The organism is Paenibacillus sp. J22R232 (genome assembly GCF_056269165.1).
In genome coordinates, this window is sequence record NZ_JBWDNK010000001.1 from 426,768 (window position 1) to 446,169 (window position 19,402).

The window sequence follows — 19,402 nt, forward strand, 5'->3', positions numbered from 1 at the left end:
GATGCAGGAATCTAACGGTAAGCCGTTAATTGTCCAATCGGATCTCATGGTGCTGCTCGATGAGCGGAAACCCGATGCCCAAAAAGCCAGAGAAAAGCTCGTTCTTTTTACGGATGCTGTTCGCAGGTCTGGCGATATTCATACGTATCAAATGACCCCATTAACGCTTTGGAATGCAGCGTCTGCCGGAATGGAAGCCGAGGGCATCGTAAGTATTCTCGTGGCTTACGGCAGATACGGGGTGCCTTATCAAGCGGAATCATTGATTCGGCGGCTGATGGGCAGGTACGGCAAGCTTTGGTTGTCTAACGATTCTGGCAAGCTCGTGCTGCAAGGCGATATGGCGATTATGGATGAGCTGTCCCAGCATAACTCTATCGTGCCGCTTGTTAAGGAGCATTTGACTGATGGCCGGTGGCTGCTAGTTGAGCATTGCCGGGGAACGCTGAAGCAGGAGCTGACGCGCCTTGGGTACCCGGTCATTGATTTGGCAGGTTATCATGCCGGTGAGCAGCTCGTGGTTCAGCTAAGGGAGCGCACGCTTGGGGATAGGCGGTTTGATATAAGGGACTACCAGCAGGCTGCCGTAGAACAGTTCTACAAAGAAGGGACCGTTCAGGGCGGGAGCGGGGTAATTGTTCTTCCCTGCGGGGCTGGCAAAACGATAGTTGGAATTGCAGCTCTGGCCCGCTTAGGGAGAGCGACGCTCATTCTTACTTCCAATTCGACTTCGGTGAAACAGTGGAAGGACGAGCTGCTGGACAAAACGTCCTTGCAGGATGCTGAGGTAGGTCAATATGGAGGAACATTGAAACAGGTTCGGCCGGTTACCATTGCCACTTATCAAATATTGACGCACCGCAAATCAAAGGAAATGCCCTTTACCCATATGAAGCTGTTCACCGAACGCGATTGGGGGCTCATTATTTATGACGAAGTACATCTGCTTCCGGCACCCGTGTTTCGCATGACAGCGGATATTCAAGCGACCAGGAGGCTTGGGCTGACCGCAACGCTTGTCCGCGAGGACGGTTGCGCGGAGGATGTTTATTCTCTTATTGGGCCCAAACAATATGATATGCAATGGAAAACGGCTGAAGCAGCGTCTCACATCGCTGCAGTGACATGTACGGAAATAAGGGTGCCTTTGCACAGGAAATCCGCGGCAGCATATGGACAAGCAAGCGCGAGGCCCAAGCTGCGTCTTGCGGCCGAGAATCCGGCTAAATTTCCGATTGTTGAGCAGCTGCTCAAGGAGCATGCGGGTAAACCTACCCTTATCATTGGGCAATACTTGACTCAGCTTCATGCGTTATCAGCGAAGCTGGGTGTTCCTTTGCTTACCGGCGAAGTCCCGCAACAGGAGCGCCAACTGCTCTACGACCGATTCAGGGCGGGGGAGCTTTCGGTGCTTATCGTGTCTAAGATCGCTAACTTTGCCGTGGATTTGCCCGATGCTTCCGTTGCTATTCAGCTTTCGGGAAGTTTTGGCTCAAGGCAGGAGGAAGCACAAAGGATCGGAAGGCTGCTTCGTCCAAAAGCGCCAATAAATAAAGCATGGTTTTTCACGCTTGTAACAGACGAGACGAAAGAGATGGAATTCGCCATGAAACGGCAGCTGTTTATGCTGGAGCAGGGCTATCCCTACGAAAGACTGCTCTATCCGGAAAGAAAAGATGCGCATGAGGAGGCAGCCGCCCAATGAGGATGAAGCAGCTATTATCCAAGCTCTCCCCTGATCGGCTGGAAGGATATCTTCAAACGCCGGCGTGGACCGAAGCTAGGCATAAGGGCATCGGATGGCAGAAAGCAGCGGTTAGTCATGAAGCCATTCAAGAAGCATCTGAAAAGCTGACAGATTACGGGTTAGCTGTCATCAAGCTATTTGTCCGCCAATTTGCAGCCGTTCCCGTCGAACGGGAGCAGCTCGTCAAAACGCTGCGCGCAGGCACCTCGTTATCCGGTGCGGAATGCCAGCTGGGCATTAGCGAGCTTGAGGAAGCGGGCATCCTGTTGTCCGTTAAGAAAGTATGGGGTGAGAGCCACTATTTCATGGCGGCAGAATGTTTCAGTGTCTGGCAGTCGGTTTTATTTCCTTATAAGCCTGATCCGCTTAACACCGAGGACAAGGAGCGATTAGCTAACGGAAGCATGAATCCTTATCAACGGCCATTCAGCAGGCAGCTTCTTAGTGCTTTCGCTGAGCTTGGCAGGAGCGGTTTAGGACTAACAGCACATGGCGTGCTGCCGAAGAAGACAGTGGCTAAGCTGGAGCAGACCGTATCAATCGAAGAACGCGTTCTTGCAGCTTTTCAGCTGAAACGGGCACATCCGGATGCTTATCCGCTTCCTGTTGCCTTCATTCTGCAGGTAGGTGCCGAGTTGGGATTGTTATCGATCGAAAGCGGCAGCATGAATTGGAATACGGCTAAGCTTGGGCAATGGCTTGGGCTGAGCAGGACATCTCGCGAAGGGCAGCTCCTAAATTGGTGCATGGAGCTGCTTCTCCCTGCAGGAGGTGGAAGCGCTAATTGCGCGGCAGCCATGCTGGATTTGCAGCCAGGGATATGGTACTCGAATTTAAGCTTGGACAGATGGCTTGCAGGCAGCGAGTTTGCGCCAGCGTCGGAAGAATGGTGCAAGCTATGGCAGAGCATGGGGTGGCTTGACGTTGTGGAAAGCCGGAGAGCGAACGGCACCGAACTGTTTTTCCGCTGGAAGGAAGAAGCACCTTTGCGATTTCCCCAATTGGAGCAAACTTTAGAAGGAGCTTACTTGTCCGTACTGCCGAGCGGTGAAATCATAGCTGACCCAGAATGCTTATTCACGGTCAGGTGGGAGCTTGAACTCATCGCCGAAAAAAAATCGGAGGAGCAGGCAGCGGTTTACCGGCTTGAAGCCGCATCCATTGCGCGAGCAGTAGAGCGAGGCAGGACGCGCGCGTCCATGCAACGTTTTCTTGAAGCAGCTTCAGGCGGCGAAAAACTTCCTCCTACCGTTGAAGCATTGCTGGAAACCTGGTCTAGCAGAGCAGGCCGTACCGGTTTCGCCGAGGTTTTGCTGCTTCGATGCGAGGACGAGCAGGTTGCGGCTATCCTTTCAAATGATAGGCAATTGGCTCCATTCCTAAAGCAAAAGCTTGGATTAACGGATTTCATCGTGGAGCGATCACAAACGAGCGAGCTCAGGCGTTTGCTTCAGAAGGCGGGTTACCCGGCGCGCAAAGCATTGATGTCCGAGAAGGATCAAGAAGAGGGAATGCAAGCTTACCCTGCTTTTATGGAAGAGCTGGAGCATGAGCTTGAGCCGGATGGTAGCTCTTCTTTAGCAGGAGAACGATACGATGAAGCACCGTTATTTATATATGAGCCGTATCCGCTTCATCATTTTGAGCTTAACGCTCATATGGAGAAAGAGTCGCTGCATGCTTGGTCACAGCTGGACCGAGTCCCCGCCATGTGGACGAAACAGCTGCGCGCATATCATCACTCTACTAGAAGGGAGCTCATTGAACAGGCGCTGCAATGGCAAACGCCGATCCAACTGCGCATGGACCGAGGACTGTGTGCCTTTGTCCCTGAGAAGCTTGAACAGCAGGGCAACGGTTGGGCAGTCATTGGCTTGCTGAGAGACGAACCAAGGCAGTCTATCCGTCTGACACCGGACATGTGGGGAGAAATGAGGCTGCTTATTCCCGGTCAGGAAAACCCAATATAATTCCTATCTATTGGTTAAGAGGTTATGATATGATAGTGTAGAATGTAGTGAAATGAAATGAGGTGGACGAATGCCAACTGCTGAAGGTTTAACGGCTATTCAGTTGGAGCAACCGCAAGGCGGCGTTACTTCTCTCGATATGGCATCGCTGCTGCTTTGCGCCTATGAGCTTGGAGATTGGATCAATCAATCGGCGGAAGTGGCCGAATATTTATATTGGAAGACAGCTGTTAACGAAGACGAGCAAGTCAAGCAGGTTACGAGACGCTTCGCGAAAGCGAAAGAACTCTTTGTCGAGTGCGAGCGTTTTGGTCGCTTTCATCCTGATTATAACGAAGCCAAGGATAAAGTGAAGCTAATTGAACGCGAGCTCAGCGAGATTGAGAGCGTTCGCCGCTTCAAAGCTGCCGAGCAGGTCGTAGATGAAATGCTGTATGAGGTTTCCCGTACGATCGCCGGGTCGGTGTCGGACAATATAAAGGTCCCTGGCAATGAGAAAGCTGGCGGCGGAAGCTGCGGCAGCGGCGGTTCTTGCAGCTGCGGCAGTGGCGGCTGCGGCTAATGCCAAGCTTCTTATTCATAAGGGGCAAACGCGATTGATGCAGGTTTGCGATGCAAACCTTTTTAGGAGGGAAAGGATGCTACCGGAACGAACGGGTTACATTGTATGGGTAAGCGATTTGAAAGCAGCCAGATCGTTAGAGAGATTCGGTACGGTCCACTATATGTCTCGCAAGATGCATTACGTTGTGATGTACATGAACGCCGAACGATCGGAAGAGGCTGTGCGGCAGATGGGCAAGCTTTCTTACGTAAGAAAGATCGAACGCTCCTACCGCAACGAGATCAAAACCGAATACAGCAAGGACAGCGAAGACAAAACGAGGTTCTATAGCCTCTAAATAACAGTGCCTGCATGCCGCAGCATTCAGAGCGGTCATGCAATAATGGTAAATATTTTATTCATCGTTAAAAAAGACGCTTCTCCGTGTTCATAAACGCCGAGAAGCGTCTTTTTTATAAGATTTAAACCAAAAATTGTAAAAAATGGTCGGACTTTAATTTATTGTTGAAATCTCGGACAATCATGATAGAATGGAATTAAATTCATGGTATAAAAGACCTGGGTCCTGGGAAGGAGTGCGATGCGTAGTGAAAGATAGAATGACGAGAAGATGGAGTACGTATGAGTCGTTTTATATTGATCTTGGTGATAAGAAAGTAGCAGATATCGTCATCACGAACCACGCGAAGAGCCGCTGGCTGGATCGGATCGAAAGCGAGAAAACCGGCTTTGAAGATATTGCCGAGTTTTTGTGGGAATGCTTGAAGCAAGGTCGTATCGAATCGTATTACCGCAACGAGCAGGATGTTTATTTAATTGACGATGACCTCGTATTCGTTGCTGAATTCGCGGAATCGATGACGGAAACGGACATTACCGGCACTCCCTTACATAAGATGATCATCGTAACTTTCCTGGGACGAATGTCTGAAACCATTGAGCTTAGAGATCTGAGATCGTACTACTCGTGGCTCCGCCACTCTCGGCGCATGACGCTTGTAAAGAGCAGCAGAAAACGCAAATAACGAAGGCTAATGCTATCATATCCAAGCATGCAATCACAAAAAGATTGCATGCTTTTTTGTTGATCTTGGCAGATTGTGTACAAGGTTTGTAGTATAATAAGCACCATAAGAAAGGATGATCGACACATGGCGCTTAATTTTCATCAGCTGCACATATTTTGCACGGTTGCAGAACGCGGCAGTTTTTCGGCTGCGGCTCAATCTTTACATATGACTCAGCCGGCAGTTACAATGCAGGTGCAGTCGCTGGAGGATTATTTCGGCACCAAGCTGCTTCAACGCTCGACGAAACGAATCGACCTTACTGAAGCGGGACGGGCACTCATGCCTTATGCGCAGCGAAGCATCGATCTGATAAGGGATACGGATCAAGCGATGTCTGCATTTACGAAACAATTGAAGGGCAGGCTTCAGCTTGGATCAAGCCTGACAATTGGCGAATATATATTACCAAGGCTGCTCGGGCCTTTCGGACAGGAATATCCGCATATTTCAATTAGCATGAAGGTGATGAATACCTCGCAAATTATGGAGGATATACTAAGTCATCAGCTTAACTTTGGCCTTATCGAAGCGCCGATTAACCATCCTGATATGCATATGGAAGCTGTGATGAGCGATGAGCTGCGACTGATCGTGTCCAAGTCTCATCCGCTGTCGGAACGGGAATCGGTTACATTAGAGGAGGCGATGGCTTACCCCTTCGTTCTCCGCGAGCAGGGCTCTGGAACTAGGCTTGTCATGGAGGAGCAATTAAGAAATAAAAATATCGATCCGGCGTCGATGAAAATCGTAATGGAGCTTGGCAGTACGGGAGCCGTGAAGTCGGCGGTTGAGGCTGGCCTAGGCATTTCGATTATTTCTTCCTCATCGGTCAAGCATGAGGTCGCACTCGATTTAATTCGGATGATTAAAGTGTCGGACTCGAAATTCCAAAGGCAATTTTATTCCATTTATTTGAAATCCGCCATATTGCCGATATCGGCCGTAACGTTTTTATCCTTTTTGAGAGAGAGGGATCTTCAACAATGGCTATAGCGGAGGGACTTGCCGATTTGCATACCCATACGACAGCGTCGGACGGCATGCAGGCCCCAGCCGCGAACGTGCAGCTGGCAAAGGAAGCTGGGCTTACAGCGATTGCAATTACCGACCACGATACGGTTGCTGGCGTAGAGGAAGCTGTCGCGGAAGGCGAAAGGCTTGGCATCACCGTTGTTCCGGGCGTAGAGGTGAGCACGGTTGCCGCAGGCGTTGATATTCATATATTGGGTTATTATACGAATAATGAAGATCAAACCTGGCTTTCGCGGCTCGCGAGCTTGCGTGGTCTGAGAGACCGTCGGAATGAAATGATTGTGGATAGGCTAAGAGAGCTCGGTATTGCCGTTACTATGGAGGATGTAATAATTGCTGCGCACGGTGACCGGACGAGAAGCGAGCTGCAATCCGCCGCAGTCAGCATTGGCCGTCCGCATATCGCGGCAGCGCTTATCGCCAAAGGAGCCGTATCGAATATGAGAGAAGCATTCGATCGCTTTTTGGCCGCTGGGGCCGCTGCTTACGTCAATCCGCCGAGACTGCAACCTTTCGAGGCTATCGATTGGATACGAGAGGCAGGCGGCACGAGCGTCATTGCACATCCGGGCTTGTATGGAAACGATGCATTGGTCGAGGAGATCATACGGTATGGGGCTCAGGGCATTGAGGTATATCACTCAGACCATGGACCACAGGATGAGCGCCGATATGCGGAGCTAGCAAACCGCTATCGGCTAATCGTCACGGGCGGATCAGACTTTCATGGTTCCCGTGAAGGTGTCATTTTTCATGGTGCAGTAGGCAGCCGTACAGTAAGCGCAGATGTGCTTAGGCAGCTACAGCCTTCATGGAGGAGAGAGCGGGATGACGTCTAGGCTTTATACGATAAAAGAAGCTTCCATGCGCACGGGCGTGTCTACCCAGCTCATCCGCAAATGGGAGGAACGCTATGAAGCCGTTAAGCCTGAACGGATGAGCAACGGCTATCGCGGCTATTCCAAGCAGGATATCCACATCTTGCAATGGCTGAAAACCCAAGTAGACGAAGGCGTTCCGATCGGAATGGCTGTGCTTGAATGGCAGCATGACCACGAAGCGGGCAAGCCCGAGGATGGGAATGGCGAAGGTAGCGCTTCGTCCGTGCAGCGGACGGGGCAGCCAAATGTGCCAAATGTGCCAACATCGGCGGACTGGCATAATCCGGTTGAGCATCTTCTTCAATGCTTCATTCAATTGGATATCAATAACGCGCAGCGATTCTACGAGCAGCTGCTTGGCGTTCACCATATTGAGCATTTGCTGCTGCAGATTTTGGAACCCGCGCTTGTTGAGCTTGGCGATCGCTGGGAACGTGGTGAAATATCCGAATACCAAGAGCATTTCGGGAGCCATTTCATCCGGGATAAAATTTTGGGGATCCATAGTTTGTTTCGTCCGAATGATGACAGCCCGCTGCTTGTAACGGCTTGCGGCCCTGGGGAGCGCCATGAGCTCGGCATTTTGTTTTTTGGCTATTTTGCTCAGCAAGAGGGCTTTCGCGTTGTCTATCTGGGGAGCTCTCCTTCCAAGAAAGGGATCTTTGATTGTTTGGCGGAAGTGCAGCCAACGGCCTTTACGCTCAGCTTCTCCATCACAGAGAGCCTTGAGCGCGCAGCTTCGTTCTTGCTGCAGCTGGATCGGATGATTGAGGAGGGGAAATACGCTACCAAAGTCTTTATAGGCGGCAAGGCGGTTCACGAAGATGGTCATTTTCTCGGCGCTGAGCATGTGTACCTGATTGCAGGAGACGGAAAAAGCTGCATCGAAAAAATAAAAACACGGCTGCATATTCCATGAGAATAGGCTGCCGTGTTTTTGCTTTGTATAGGGGAAATAAAAGGGTGCTACTTCAATACGCAAGGGAGCGATTTAATGCGCCGCTCATCGGGTGTAACGAATAAGGTTTTCTGGTTGTCGTAAATCACAAAGCCCGGCTTTGCTCCGTTTGGCTTGCGCACATGCCGAATCGTTGTGTAATCGACCGGTATTGAGCTGGAATCACGTGCTTGGCTGTAATGCGCGGAAAGCATGGCGGCTTCCTCGAGAGTAGCGTTGCCGAAGTCGCCGCCTCTAATGACCACATGCGATCCTGGAATATCCTTCGTATGCAGCCATGTGTCAGAAGGGGAAGCGAACCGGTTGGTCAAATATTCGTTTTGGGTGTTGTTCTTGCCCACAAATATAGCGGCACCTTCGGAGGACGTGAAGCATAACAAAGTTGGCTTAAGCACTTTTTTCTTCTTTGGCCCGCGCCGTCCGCGCTCTTTCATGTAGCCCTGCTCTACAAGCTCGTCCCGAATTTCACCGATATCGCCAAGCGAAGCGTTATCGACCTGCTGAAGCAGCGATTCGAAATAGGCAATTTCGGTGCGTGCAAGCTCCATTTGTTCGGCTACGATAGATAAGCTGTTTTTGTGCTTGGTATATCGGCGAAAATAACGCTGTGCATTATCCGATGGGGTAAGCTGCGGATCAAGATCAATCTTTACGACTGCCTGCTCTTCGTCATAGAAATTGATCAGCTCGATGAAGGTATCCCCCCGTTTGATTTGATGCATGTAGGCAGTAAGGAGCTCGCCAAGCACTCTGAATTTCTCGGCATCCTTTGCCTCTACAAGCGTATCCTCAAGCTTCTTGATTTTGGTGATGTTTTTTGCTTTCTCATTCTGGACGAAGCGAATAAGATCCGCTGCCCGCTGCTTAACCGTATCGCGCTCGGCTTTGTTGCCATAGAAGCCTTCAAGACAGGCGCTGATATCCGGGAATAGCTCGGCTTCACCCTTTATATGTGTCAGCTCCGTTATGGAGAAAAATGATTTTCCCGTATCCGAATTAGTCTTAATAGTCGGCGTGAATTGGTTGCTCTTCACTTGCCGAATGAATTGATTGTAGCTGTTCCACAATTCGCTAAGCTTATGCGGAGCTTCTTCATCTTGATCGGCATGCGCGCGATGCACAAGCTCCTTTGCCAGCAAGGGGCTGAAGCCGCTAAGCTTTTCTACCATCCTTTTGTACAACGGGGATTCCTCGTCACTATCGCTCAGCGCATCCAGAAAGGCCTGCTCCGTCTCAATTGCCAGCGGATCGATCTTTCCTTGCTCCGGCGGAGAAGTATAGGTGCTGCCTGGCAATACGATCCGATGGCTGCTGATGGCTGGCGTTACGTGGTGGATCCCGTCATGAATCATGCCCGTAGCCGGATCCATTAGGATAATGTTGCTGTGACGCCCCATAATCTCGACAATAATCGTTTTGTTCGATAAATCGCCGAGCTCATCCCGATGCTTGACCTCAATGTGAATAATACGTTCCCGACCCACTTGCCGAATCGATTCAATGAGTCCGCCCTCGCAGTGCTTTCGGAGCAGCATGCAGAACATAGGCGCTTCCATCGGGTTGACATACGTGCCTGTCGTCCAGTGTACGCGGGGATAAGTAGGGTTGGCAGAAAGCAGAAGCTTGCCCTGCATGCCTGCTCCGCGAATGCTGAATACGAGCTCGTGATTGGTAGGCTGGTGGATTTTATGTATACGCGCGCCAACGCAGCGCTGCAGGTCCTGCGTAATGGCATGGGTGACGATGCCGTCTAAAGCCATGGTGTAAGTTCCTCGCTTCCTTGGTAAGTCTTTCTCTATCATGCCATAGTTGAGCCAAAAACTTAAGTCTTTTCAGGGATATTTTATAGGCTGTCCGAATACATTTACCCTAGAAGGCTGTCCGATGGGCTCTTGTCCGCTTGGCTCGGCATATTACGGGAGGGAGTTATTCCATGGAACAAATGAAATGGCATCAGATGGGAACAAGTGAGCTGATTGATGTGTTAGTCAGCTCACCGAATCAGGGGCTGACGACGTCGGAAGCGGCGCAGCGGCTGGAGAAAAATGGACATAATGAATTGACGGAGGGCAAGCGGGTTTCCCCTATCCTGCTTTTCCTCAATCAATTTAAAGATTTCATGGTGCTCGTGCTGATGGGCGCTACTTTAATTTCAGGGCTGCTCGGCGAGTACCTGGACGCCATCACGATCGTAGCCATAATCGCTCTCAATGCGGTGCTGGGCTTCGTGCAAGAATTTAGGGCAGAACGTTCCCTGCGAGCGCTCAAGGAGCTATCGGCGCCGACAGCGAAGGTATTCAGAAGCGGGGAGCTGCAGTCGGTACCTGCCAAGGAGCTTGTCGCGGGCGACCTCATTTATTTGGAAAGCGGGGACCGGATTCCTGCAGATGTGCGGCTTCTCGAAGCGAATAGCTGCTATGTGGAGGAGTCGGCCTTGACGGGGGAATCGGTTCCGGTTGGCAAACATTCCGCAGCGATTGCGGACGATGACCTGCCGCTTGGCGACCAGCGAAATATGGGCTTCATGGGTACGATGATTACGAGGGGAACGGCAAAGGCCGTTGTCATTCGGACAGGCATGGAAACCGAAATGGGCAAGATCGCCGGACTTATCCAGCAGACAGAGTCGATGGAGACGCCGCTTCAGCATCGCTTGGAACAGCTTGGCAAAATATTGATAGTCGTGGCGATCGGCTTGACCATCATGGTCGTCGTTGCGGGCATTCTTCATGGCCAGCCGGCTTATGGCATGTTCCTTGCCGGCGTCAGCTTGGCCGTGGCTGCTATCCCCGAAGGCCTTCCGGCAATCGTTACGATCGCGCTTGCGCTTGGCGTTCAGCGAATGATTAAACGGAAGGCGATCGTGCGCAAGCTGCCCTCGGTGGAGACGCTAGGCTGTGCTTCGGTTATTTGTTCGGACAAAACCGGCACCCTGACGCAAAATAAAATGACCGTCACGCATGTGTGGCTCGGAGGCAGGCAGCTTGAGGTAAGCGGAGAAGGTTATGATCCGACTGGTGCTATCTATGAAGCGGGCAATGCGCTCGACATCAAGCATGATCAATCGATTAAACGCCTTCTTCAAGTAAGCGCGCTTTGCAACAACGCCCAAATCGTCAAGGTAGAGGCGGTTGAAACAGGCAAGCGCAAGAGCAAGGAGATCCAAGAGGAATGGATACTTAAAGGCGATCCGACAGAGGGTGCATTGGCGGTGCTTTCCGCTAAGCTTGGCTCCTCGGCAAAGTCGCTTGAGCAGCTGTATAAACGGGAGAAGGAGTTTCCTTTCGATTCCGAAAGAAAAAGAATGTCCGTCGTTGTATCGCACCAAGGCGGCCGGCTCATCTGCACGAAAGGCGCTCCCGACCTGCTGATGGATCATTGCGCATATGTGCTGTGGGAAGGGAAGGTCGTTCCGTTTACCCCTACGCTGAAACGGAAATGCGCCGAGGCCGGCGAACAGATGGCACAGTCAGCGCTTCGTGTTCTGGGGCTTGCCTACCGTGATTTACGGGCGGGCGATGCTTGCGAGACGGAAGCGGATGCGGAATGCCAGCTCGTATTCGTCGGCTTGACCGGAATGATCGACCCTCCGCGCCGCGAGGTAAAGGAAGCGATCGCGACCTGCAGACGAGCCGGGATCAAAACGGTGATGATCACGGGAGACCACCAATTGACGGCAGAAGCAATCGCAGGGCAGCTCGGCATTATGCCTCGCGGGGGCATTGCCATGAGCGGCCGGCAGCTTGAAGCGATGGACGATGAGCAGCTTGATCGTTTAGTCGACAATATTTATGTCTACGCGAGAGTTTCTCCCGAGCATAAATTGCGGATTGTCAAAGCGCTTCAGCGCCAAGGCCATGTCGTTGCGATGACCGGGGACGGCGTGAATGACGCGCCAGCCATCAAAGCGGCGGATATTGGGATCGCTATGGGGATCACGGGCACGGACGTTACGAAGGAGGCTTCATCGCTCGTGCTGAGCGACGACAACTTCTCAACGATTGTTGCGGCAATTGAAGAGGGGCGGGGAATCTATGAGAATATCCGTAAATTCATTCGTTACTTGCTGGCTTCTAATGTTGGGGAAATTCTCGTCATGTTCCTTGCGATGATGGCAGGGCTTCCGCTTCCGCTGGTCCCGATCCAAATTTTGTGGGTGAACCTCGTCACGGATGGCTTACCGGCGATGGCGCTCGGCGTCGATCAGGCAGAGAAGGATCTTATGCAGCAAAAGCCCCGCTCGGCTAAAGAAAGCATTTTCTCCCGCAGATTGGGATGGAAAATCATTAGCCGCGGCATTCTCATCGGTGTCTGCACGCTTGGCGCTTTTTGGATTACGCTGCATGATGCGCCTGGCAGCGCCGCTCAGCTTATGAAAGCACAGACCGTCGCATTCGCAACGTTAGTCATGGCACAGCTTATACATGTGTTCGACTGCCGGAGCTCACGCTCGATTTTTCACCGGAACCCGTTTCAAAACAAATATTTGGTGCTGGCCGTGCTGTCCTCGCTGCTTCTTATGATCGGGGTCCTTTATATCGAAGCTCTGCAGCCCATATTCAAAACGGTTCCGCTTAACTTCCGTGAATGGTGTCTCGTATTTGTCGCAGCAGGAATTCCGACGTTCCTAATGGGAATTGGCAGCGTGCTTGGAACTTCAAGCAAAAAGAAGAACAAAACGAAATGGCCGATCGGGCCGCAAACCGCGGCAAGATAGCAAATAAATACAAATCATTAAACAAATTATGAATAGCCTTTCTCCTTGCTTTGCGGTATGCTATGAAGAATAAATCATAGCAATAACATACCAAGAGATGCGGCAAGGAGAGGGCAATCATATGAATTTCACAAAAATGAACGGTTTAGGAAACGACTTCGTAGTCATCGCAGGCGAACAGCAGCTGCCAGCGGATGTAGCCGATTTGGCTGTTAGGCTTTGCAACCGGTTTTTCGGTATCGGGGCAGACGGCCTTGTTTATATCCTTCCTTCGGAGATCGCGGATTTCCGGATGCGCATTATTAATTCCGACGGCTCCGAAGCTGAGCAATGCGGCAATGCCATTCGATGCGTAGCCAAATATGTGTACGATAATGGATTAACCGATAAAAAAGAGATTACGATCGAAACGTTGGGAGCGGGCGCCCAGAAGGTGCAGCTTACCGTTGATAACGGCGAGGTTGCCTCTGTCCGCGTCGATATGGGAGAGCCTATTCTGAACGGGCTTCAAGTCCCGACAACGATTGACGCCGAACGCGTAATCGAGCATCCAATCGAAGTAGACGGGCGCGAATTCCGATTCACTGCGGTGTCCATGGGCAATCCCCATTGTGTCATTTATGTGGAAGATGCAGCTAGCTTCGATCTGAATACATGGGGTCCCAAACTTGAGACGCATCCGTTATTCCCGCGCAAAATCAATGTTGAATTCGTAACGGTTAATTCCCGTACGCATACGGATATGCGCGTATGGGAGCGCGGAGCAGGCCCGACGCTTGCTTGCGGCACAGGCGCTTGCGCAACGGTTGTGGCTTCAGTGTTGAATGGCTCGACAGATCGTACCGCTACGGTTTCCCTTAAAGGCGGCGATCTTCTGATCGAGTGGAATGAATCGGATAACCATGTTTATATGTCTGGCCCTGCGGCCGTATCATACCGCGGTAATATCTAAGAGCAACGTAAGATGGGTGGAATGAATAAATGAAACCGGATTTAAGGGAAGCGCTCCAGCAGCGTATCTTGACCGGGGACGGCGCGATGGGAACCTATCTGTATCAGATGGGGTTCCCTGTCGGCGTTTCTTATGAAGAATTCAATACGATTCGTCCGGATGTGATTGAGAATATCCACCGCCGTTACTATGAGGCCGGTGCGCGCGTTATCGAGACGAATACGTTTTCAGCTAATAATGAGAAGCTTTCGAAGTATGGCTTGGAGCACGAGATGGATGCCATCAATCGCGCCGGCGTGCGTGCTGCGCGCGCTGCGATTGGCAAGGATGCCTACGTCGTTGGCGCCGTCGGCTCCATTCGCGACGGGAAGCTTAAAAACCTTCGTACCGCAAAAGTAATCGAAGCTTATCAGCGCCAAATGCACGCATTGCTTGAAGAAGGCGTTGACGGCTTGCTGCTCGAAACGTTCTATGACCTTGATGAGATGCTGCTTGCGCTTCGCATCGCAAGAGCGGCCTCGAACGTGCCTGTCATTTGCCAATTTGCCGTGGAAGACGTTGGGCGTACACAGGAAGGAAATGGCATGAAGAGCGCTTTCGACCAATTGCAGGAGGAAGGCGCCGATGTCGTTGGCTTTAACTGCCGAAGCGGCCCCAACGGTATTATGCGGGCGATCGATTCGATAACGGGCCCTATAGGCTTGCCACTGTCCGTCTATCCGAATGCGGGCATTCCGGATTACATTGACGGCAAATATACGTATTCCGCCGGTCCGGAATATTTCGCGGAATCTGCTATGCGTTTTGCCGATCGCGGCGCACGATTGATTGGGGGCTGCTGCGGAACAACGCCGGAGCATATCCAAGCGATTGCCGCAGCGCTTGAGAACTACGTGCCTCAAATCGGACAATCCGCGGCTGCGTTGCCAATGATTGAAAAGATTATCGTAAAGCCTGCCGAGAAGCTGGCCGAACAAGGCAGCCTCTCTGCCAAACAAGCGGTTCAGGAGCCTTCCATCGTAGATCTCGTAAGCAAGCGCCATACCGTAATCGTAGAGCTTGATCCGCCACGGGACTTGGATATTCGCAAGTTTATGGATGGAGCAGCCGCGCTTAAGGAAGCGAAGGCGGATGCGGTCACGATGGCCGATAATTCGCTTGCCGTTACGCGAATGAGCAATATCGCGCTTGCCGCGCTTTTGCAGGAGAAGGTTGGCATTAGGCCGCTCGTTCATATCGCTTGCCGCGACCGGAACTTGATCGGAACGCAGTCCCATATGATGGGCCTGGACGCACTTGATATCGATCACGTGCTCGCGGTCACCGGCGATCCTGCCCGATTTGGGGATCTGCCGGATTCAAGCTCCGTGTATGATTTGACCTCCTTCGAGATGATTCGGATGATCAAACAGTTGAACGACGGAACGGCTTTCTCCGGAAAACCGTTGAAACAGAAAGCTAAATTCGTCGTTGGTGCTGCTTTCAATCCAAATGTGAAGCACTTGGATAAGGCCGTTCAGCGGCTTGAGCGCAAAATCAAATCGGGTGCGGACTATATAATGACGCAGCCCGTATATGATCCTGCGCTCATCGAACGAATCGCGGAATCAACGAAGCATTTGTCCGTTCCGGTATTTATCGGCATTATGCCGCTTGCCAGCGGGCGCAATGCCGAGTACCTTCACAACGAGGTGCCGGGAATCCAACTGTCTGACGAGGTCCGTGCTAGAATGGCAGGACTTGAAGGAGAAGCGGGAAGGGCGGAAGGCGTTCAGATTGCGAAGGAACTGCTCGATGCTGCCCTGCCGCATTTCAAAGGCATTTATTTAATTACTCCGTTTATGTTTTATGATATGGGCGTTCAGCTCACTCAGTACGTTTGGCAGAAAACAGAGCGTATGTAGCTAAATTGTGAAGAATCGATGCGGAAACGAGCCTTTTTTGCTTGTTTTCGCATTTTCGCTTGTTCGTTGACGAAAAATCAATTAAAATAAATCAAGGATACAGTTGCCACACTTTCATAGCATGGCAAGGACAGGCCGTTTACAAACGGCAGCGGTAGTTGCATTCGTCTAAGCGGGGAAGTATGCAAGGCGCTTTTTTCGTCAACAATAGTGCAGTAGTTCTGTCGGTATTTGGCAAGAACGCAAACTTGTCGTATTCACATTATCTAAATATATACTAGTCATTACACACTTGCAGACAGATGCACAGGGTAGACCGTAGGCGGGGGAGGAAACCAGGCTTGGCTATTAAACTCATTAATATCGGATTCGGCAATATTGTATCTGCAAACCGCATTATTTCAATCGTAAGCCCGGAATCGGCTCCGATTAAACGAATCATTCAAGAAGCCCGCGACCGCCATATGCTTATTGATGCTACATATGGACGACGCACGCGCGCTGTTATTATTACGGATAGCGATCATGTGATATTGTCGGCTGTTCAGCCCGAAACGGTTGCGCACCGCTTATCCACTAAGGACGACGATAACGACGAATAGTACGGGGAGTAATATGGATAAGGGATTGTTAATTGTACTGTCAGGCCCTTCTGGGGTCGGCAAAGGGACGGTTTGTTCCGTTCTTCGTAATAAAGTTCCTGAGCTGGTGTATTCGGTGTCGGCGACGACCAGGCTGCCGCGTCAGGGTGAAGTGGATGGAGTTAACTATTTTTTCAAAAGCCGTGAGCAGTTTCAAGATATGATTGCGCGTGACGCACTTCTTGAGCATGCTGAATATGTTGGTAATTACTACGGTACGCCGCGGGATTTCGTGGAGCGTACGCTAGCAAGCGGCAAGGATGTCATTCTGGAAATCGAAGTTCAAGGTGCGCTGAAGGTGAAGCAAAAGTTCCCCGAGGGCATTTTCGTATTTCTATTGCCTCCGTCCTTGGATGAGCTGAAGCAGCGTATAACGGGCCGTGGTACCGAATCTTTGGATACGATCAATAATCGCATGTCTGTAGCGGTCGATGAAATGAACTTACTTGGCCACTATGATTATGCGGTATTGAATGATGAGATAGATGCTGCATGCGATCGTATTCGCAGCATCATGATAGCCGAGCATTGCCGAAGAGAAAGATATTTGCCTTACGTTTCGGGTATGGTCGCCGCAATTGAGAAAGCATGAGTGAGGAGAATGAACGATGTTATATCCGTCCATTGACGAAATGGTGAAAAAAGTCGACAGTAAATACACGCTAGTCGTAGCAGCTTCCAGACGTGCTCGCATGCTCCGTAACGGAGACAAGTCGGAATTGAAAAACCCGCGGTCCCGCAAGTATGTTGGTGTTGCGCTAGAAGAAATTTACGGGGACATTCTCCAAGTGGAAAACCTCGCTACAAAAGAGGACTAAAGAGCAGTTTTCAAATAATCTTTATTTAAGGCGGAGCGCTTACTGGTGACAGTAAGCGCTCCGTTTCTGTTCATAAGCGCGATAACCTTCTCGTATTCAATGACTTTTGATAAAATATTGGAAAGCGTTTCACTTCTGTTCGCCAAAAAATGAAACATTGGAGGTATATATGGACCCCTTGCTAATGGCTATTATTTTTTTGATCGTGTCCATGTTGCTGTTGTCCGTTGTTATTCGTGGAGCGATTGATTCTTCCAAACTAACCAAACAAATGGTGGAGCTTAACGAGGAAATGAGGCTGCTCAGAAAAGATATACAAGATAGCAAGCATATCGTGGACAAACGGGTTTAGTTTTATATAGCTCTTAGTGGAATAGGAGGAATGCGGAGTGGCGAGCGAAAAGGAAATTCAAGAAATGAAGCGATCCTTGGAGAAGCTTGAGGAGCAGGTAGAGCAGCTAAAATCACAACCCAAGGGCAGTCGTTCTGGCATGGCAAGTTTCGGGATTGCATTTGTCATTGTGTTTGTAGGTATCCTCCTATTTATTGGCATATTTCAGTTTATTAGTCATTAATTCCCGAATAATAAATGCTGCTTCCCCGCAGCGGCGTCTTGCTTTATAATTGATAATGGTTATCAATGATAAAGAGGTTTCATAACAGTTCCAAGGATGGCATGTATGGCGGGGACGATAGTTAGGCTGGGTCTTGGCAACTTGGCAAGTCTGTAGTCCTATCAGAGGAGGGCGAATCTTGTTTTTGAAAAAAGTCCCGTTAAAGCGGAAAAATAGTATGCAGCAGCATTACTACTATAAAATTGTTGAATCCTACCGCGATGAGAACGGCAAACCGAAGCATCGATTGATTGCGAATATCGGGGAATTGACGCCGGAAGCAGCCGATCATTGCAGAAAGCAGCTGCGTGCTGGAATCATGCCTGAATCGCTGCGCTTCTTAAACGAGGACCGAAGCACGAGCCAACGGCAGGCAATGCCACATTCACGGACAGAGAAACAGGCTGCAGGGTCGGAATGGATAGAAAAGTCGCTGGACTATATTAAAAAGAATTACGCTGGAGAGATGACTAGGTCTGCGGAAGCGAAGCGTGCGTGTGTCAGTCCGGAGCATTTCTCGCGGGTGTTCAAGCGCCATACCGGGAAGACGTTTAAAGCGTATGTAACCGAGCTCCGAATCCGTGCCGCTCAGGAGCAGCTGTTCACATCCAAAAAGGATCTGTATGAGACTGCGCTGAGCGTGGGATACAAGGATGGCTTCTATTTGAGTCGCCGCTTTAAGCAGATAACGGGAGACGCTCCGACTATATATTTGAAACGTCCCAAGCGAATCGCCACGTTATCCTATAACTATTCGGCTAGTCTGCTAACGCTTGGCGTCATGCCTTCTCTAGCCGTAATCTCTAATTGGACGTTAAACCTTTACGGACAGGAAACCGCAAGAAGCAAGATTCATTTGTTCCAAAATGTACCGAAAGATTTGTATGCGGCGATTAAACCGACATCTCCCGATTTGATTCTGAATTATGTCTCGAACGAGGAGAGCTCCGAGGAGCTGCGCCGTATCTCTCCGCTAGTGTCGCTGCCATTCGAACAAATGAAATGGGACGAGCAGTTTATGCGCGTAGCTGAGATTGTTGATCGTTCGCCCGCAGCCAAGGATTGCATTATGCGGCTGGAAGAGCTTGCGGGCCAAGCCAGTCGCGAATTGGATCATTGCTTAGGCAAACGCGGCACGGCGGTCGTCATCGAGCTTGGAGCCGAAACCAGCTACGTGTTTGGGGATAAGTGGGGAAGGGCGTCCCATCTTCTATATGATGCTTTGCAGTTTGCGCCGCCGCTTAGCATGATGAAGAACGGCACACACCGAATTGGGTACGTTGAGGTACCAACGGAAGAGGTTCACGCCTATGCAGCCGATCATATGTTCATTGTCCTGCCTAAGAATCAGAAGGAACGGCGCAAGGTACAGAGCATCTTAAGCCGAGTTTGCTGGCAGCTGCTGCCCGCTTTTCAAAACAATCGCATCTACAGCATTGACGGGCATGCCTTTTATGGCTTTGATCCAGCTTCAACGGAAAAGCAGCTTAAGGATATCGTCCATTATATTTCAACGAGGACTTCGTAGAGGAG

Annotated in this window: 18 protein-coding genes; 17 read left to right on the plus strand and 1 reads right to left on the minus strand. The window is 50.6% G+C overall.

All coding sequences use genetic code 11. The features are described 5' to 3' along the window. Position 1: 1 nt before the first annotated feature. The 8 genes from AC0YN3_RS02055 to AC0YN3_RS02090 all read left to right on the plus strand — a co-directional run bounded on the left by AC0YN3_RS02055 (position 2) and on the right by AC0YN3_RS02090 (position 8,184). A complete protein-coding gene (locus AC0YN3_RS02055; protein ID WP_475773483.1) occupies positions 2 to 1,705 on the plus strand; it encodes a DNA repair helicase XPB in 1,704 nt (567 codons plus the stop codon). After that, positions 1,702 to 3,717 carry a helicase-associated domain-containing protein gene (locus AC0YN3_RS02060; protein ID WP_475773484.1) on the plus strand — a complete coding sequence of 672 codons (2,016 nt, stop codon included), beginning with the start codon at positions 1,702 to 1,704 and terminating at the stop codon, positions 3,715 to 3,717. Before AC0YN3_RS02055 ends, AC0YN3_RS02060 begins: the two co-directional genes overlap by 4 nt. A 70-nt stretch (positions 3,718 to 3,787) precedes the next feature. After that, positions 3,788 to 4,279 (plus strand): YlbF/YmcA family competence regulator, encoded by a 492-nt coding sequence (locus AC0YN3_RS02065; protein ID WP_475773485.1) that lies wholly within the window; start codon positions 3,788 to 3,790, stop codon positions 4,277 to 4,279. A 76-nt stretch (positions 4,280 to 4,355) separates the two neighbouring features. Then, positions 4,356 to 4,619, plus strand: coding sequence for a YlbG family protein (locus AC0YN3_RS02070; RefSeq protein ID WP_138751699.1), 264 nt, complete (start codon positions 4,356 to 4,358; stop codon positions 4,617 to 4,619). A 262-nt stretch (positions 4,620 to 4,881) separates the two neighbouring features. Then, positions 4,882 to 5,307 carry a hypothetical protein gene (locus AC0YN3_RS02075; RefSeq protein WP_475774264.1) on the plus strand — a complete coding sequence of 142 codons (426 nt, stop codon included), beginning with the start codon at positions 4,882 to 4,884 and terminating at the stop codon, positions 5,305 to 5,307. Between the two features lie 126 nt (positions 5,308 to 5,433). Beyond that, positions 5,434 to 6,345 (plus strand): selenium metabolism-associated LysR family transcriptional regulator, encoded by a 912-nt coding sequence (locus tag AC0YN3_RS02080; protein WP_183561933.1) that lies wholly within the window; start codon positions 5,434 to 5,436, stop codon positions 6,343 to 6,345. Next, positions 6,336 to 7,223, plus strand: a complete 888-nt coding sequence (locus AC0YN3_RS02085; RefSeq protein ID WP_475773486.1) for a PHP domain-containing protein — start codon at positions 6,336 to 6,338, stop codon at positions 7,221 to 7,223. Before AC0YN3_RS02080 ends, AC0YN3_RS02085 begins: the two co-directional genes overlap by 10 nt. Next, a complete protein-coding gene (locus AC0YN3_RS02090) occupies positions 7,213 to 8,184 on the plus strand; it encodes a MerR family transcriptional regulator (protein ID WP_475773487.1) in 972 nt (323 codons plus the stop codon). Before AC0YN3_RS02085 ends, AC0YN3_RS02090 begins: the two co-directional genes overlap by 11 nt. 47 nt (positions 8,185 to 8,231) lie before the next feature. Here the strand turns inward: AC0YN3_RS02090 and AC0YN3_RS02095 are convergent, their stop codons facing one another. Continuing rightward, a complete protein-coding gene (locus tag AC0YN3_RS02095) occupies positions 8,232 to 9,983 on the minus strand; it encodes an Rqc2 family fibronectin-binding protein (protein ID WP_475773488.1) in 1,752 nt (583 codons plus the stop codon). A 173-nt stretch (positions 9,984 to 10,156) separates the two neighbouring features. On the opposite strand from AC0YN3_RS02095, the gene AC0YN3_RS02100 reads away from it, so the two are divergent. The 9 genes from AC0YN3_RS02100 (at position 10,157) to AC0YN3_RS02140 (ending at position 19,397) form a co-directional block, all read left to right on the plus strand. Then, positions 10,157 to 12,940: a calcium-translocating P-type ATPase, SERCA-type gene (locus AC0YN3_RS02100; protein WP_475773489.1), complete on the plus strand. Its 2,784-nt coding sequence runs from the start codon at positions 10,157 to 10,159 to the stop codon at positions 12,938 to 12,940. A gap of 121 nt (positions 12,941 to 13,061) precedes the next feature. Beyond that, positions 13,062 to 13,892: a diaminopimelate epimerase gene (gene dapF, locus AC0YN3_RS02105; RefSeq protein WP_475773490.1), complete on the plus strand. Its 831-nt coding sequence runs from the start codon at positions 13,062 to 13,064 to the stop codon at positions 13,890 to 13,892. A 29-nt stretch (positions 13,893 to 13,921) separates the two neighbouring features. After that, the gene (locus tag AC0YN3_RS02110; RefSeq protein WP_475773491.1) at positions 13,922 to 15,796 is read left to right on the plus strand and encodes a bifunctional homocysteine S-methyltransferase/methylenetetrahydrofolate reductase; all 1,875 of its coding nucleotides are present in this window, start codon (positions 13,922 to 13,924) and stop codon (positions 15,794 to 15,796) included. Between the two features lie 341 nt (positions 15,797 to 16,137). Then, positions 16,138 to 16,398 (plus strand): extracellular matrix/biofilm regulator RemA, encoded by a 261-nt coding sequence (gene remA, locus AC0YN3_RS02115; protein WP_005548256.1) that lies wholly within the window; start codon positions 16,138 to 16,140, stop codon positions 16,396 to 16,398. Between the two features lie 13 nt (positions 16,399 to 16,411). Continuing rightward, complete coding sequence (gene gmk / locus AC0YN3_RS02120) at positions 16,412 to 17,029, plus strand: guanylate kinase (protein ID WP_183561921.1); 618 nt, start codon at positions 16,412 to 16,414, stop codon at positions 17,027 to 17,029. A gap of 16 nt (positions 17,030 to 17,045) precedes the next feature. After that, positions 17,046 to 17,255, plus strand: coding sequence for a DNA-directed RNA polymerase subunit omega (rpoZ, locus tag AC0YN3_RS02125; RefSeq protein WP_053375625.1), 210 nt, complete (start codon positions 17,046 to 17,048; stop codon positions 17,253 to 17,255). 169 nt (positions 17,256 to 17,424) lie between these two features. Further along, the gene (locus AC0YN3_RS02130) at positions 17,425 to 17,607 is read left to right on the plus strand and encodes a hypothetical protein (protein WP_475773492.1); all 183 of its coding nucleotides are present in this window, start codon (positions 17,425 to 17,427) and stop codon (positions 17,605 to 17,607) included. A 37-nt stretch (positions 17,608 to 17,644) separates the two neighbouring features. Beyond that, positions 17,645 to 17,830 (plus strand): hypothetical protein, encoded by a 186-nt coding sequence (locus AC0YN3_RS02135; RefSeq protein WP_475773493.1) that lies wholly within the window; start codon positions 17,645 to 17,647, stop codon positions 17,828 to 17,830. Positions 17,831 to 18,008: 178 nt separating this feature from the next. Next, complete coding sequence (locus AC0YN3_RS02140; protein ID WP_475773494.1) at positions 18,009 to 19,397, plus strand: AraC family transcriptional regulator; 1,389 nt, start codon at positions 18,009 to 18,011, stop codon at positions 19,395 to 19,397. Positions 19,398 to 19,402: the final 5 nt, after the last annotated feature.

Excerpts from the sequence above, each read along its gene's own strand:
- AC0YN3_RS02065 (WP_475773485.1), top strand. The coding sequence starts at position 3,788 with ATGCCAACTGCTGAAGGTTTAACGGCTATTCAGTTGGAGCAACCGCAA.
- AC0YN3_RS02085 (WP_475773486.1), top strand. The coding sequence starts at position 6,336 with ATGGCTATAGCGGAGGGACTTGCCGATTTGCATACCCATACGACAGCG.
- AC0YN3_RS02075 (WP_475774264.1), top strand. The coding sequence starts at position 4,882 with ATGACGAGAAGATGGAGTACGTATGAGTCGTTTTATATTGATCTTGGT.
- AC0YN3_RS02110 (WP_475773491.1), top strand. The coding sequence starts at position 13,922 with ATGAAACCGGATTTAAGGGAAGCGCTCCAGCAGCGTATCTTGACCGGG.
- dapF (WP_475773490.1), top strand. The coding sequence starts at position 13,062 with ATGAATTTCACAAAAATGAACGGTTTAGGAAACGACTTCGTAGTCATC.
- AC0YN3_RS02090 (WP_475773487.1), top strand. The coding sequence starts at position 7,213 with ATGACGTCTAGGCTTTATACGATAAAAGAAGCTTCCATGCGCACGGGC.
- AC0YN3_RS02100 (WP_475773489.1), top strand. The coding sequence starts at position 10,157 with ATGGAACAAATGAAATGGCATCAGATGGGAACAAGTGAGCTGATTGAT.
- AC0YN3_RS02095 (WP_475773488.1), bottom strand. The coding sequence starts at position 9,983 with ATGGCTTTAGACGGCATCGTCACCCATGCCATTACGCAGGACCTGCAG.
- rpoZ (WP_053375625.1), top strand. The coding sequence starts at position 17,046 with ATGTTATATCCGTCCATTGACGAAATGGTGAAAAAAGTCGACAGTAAA.
- AC0YN3_RS02080 (WP_183561933.1), top strand. The coding sequence starts at position 5,434 with ATGGCGCTTAATTTTCATCAGCTGCACATATTTTGCACGGTTGCAGAA.
- AC0YN3_RS02070 (WP_138751699.1), top strand. The coding sequence starts at position 4,356 with ATGCTACCGGAACGAACGGGTTACATTGTATGGGTAAGCGATTTGAAA.
- AC0YN3_RS02060 (WP_475773484.1), top strand. The coding sequence starts at position 1,702 with ATGAGGATGAAGCAGCTATTATCCAAGCTCTCCCCTGATCGGCTGGAA.
- AC0YN3_RS02055 (WP_475773483.1), top strand. The coding sequence starts at position 2 with ATGCAGGAATCTAACGGTAAGCCGTTAATTGTCCAATCGGATCTCATG.
- AC0YN3_RS02130 (WP_475773492.1), top strand. The coding sequence starts at position 17,425 with ATGGACCCCTTGCTAATGGCTATTATTTTTTTGATCGTGTCCATGTTG.
- gmk (WP_183561921.1), top strand. The coding sequence starts at position 16,412 with ATGGATAAGGGATTGTTAATTGTACTGTCAGGCCCTTCTGGGGTCGGC.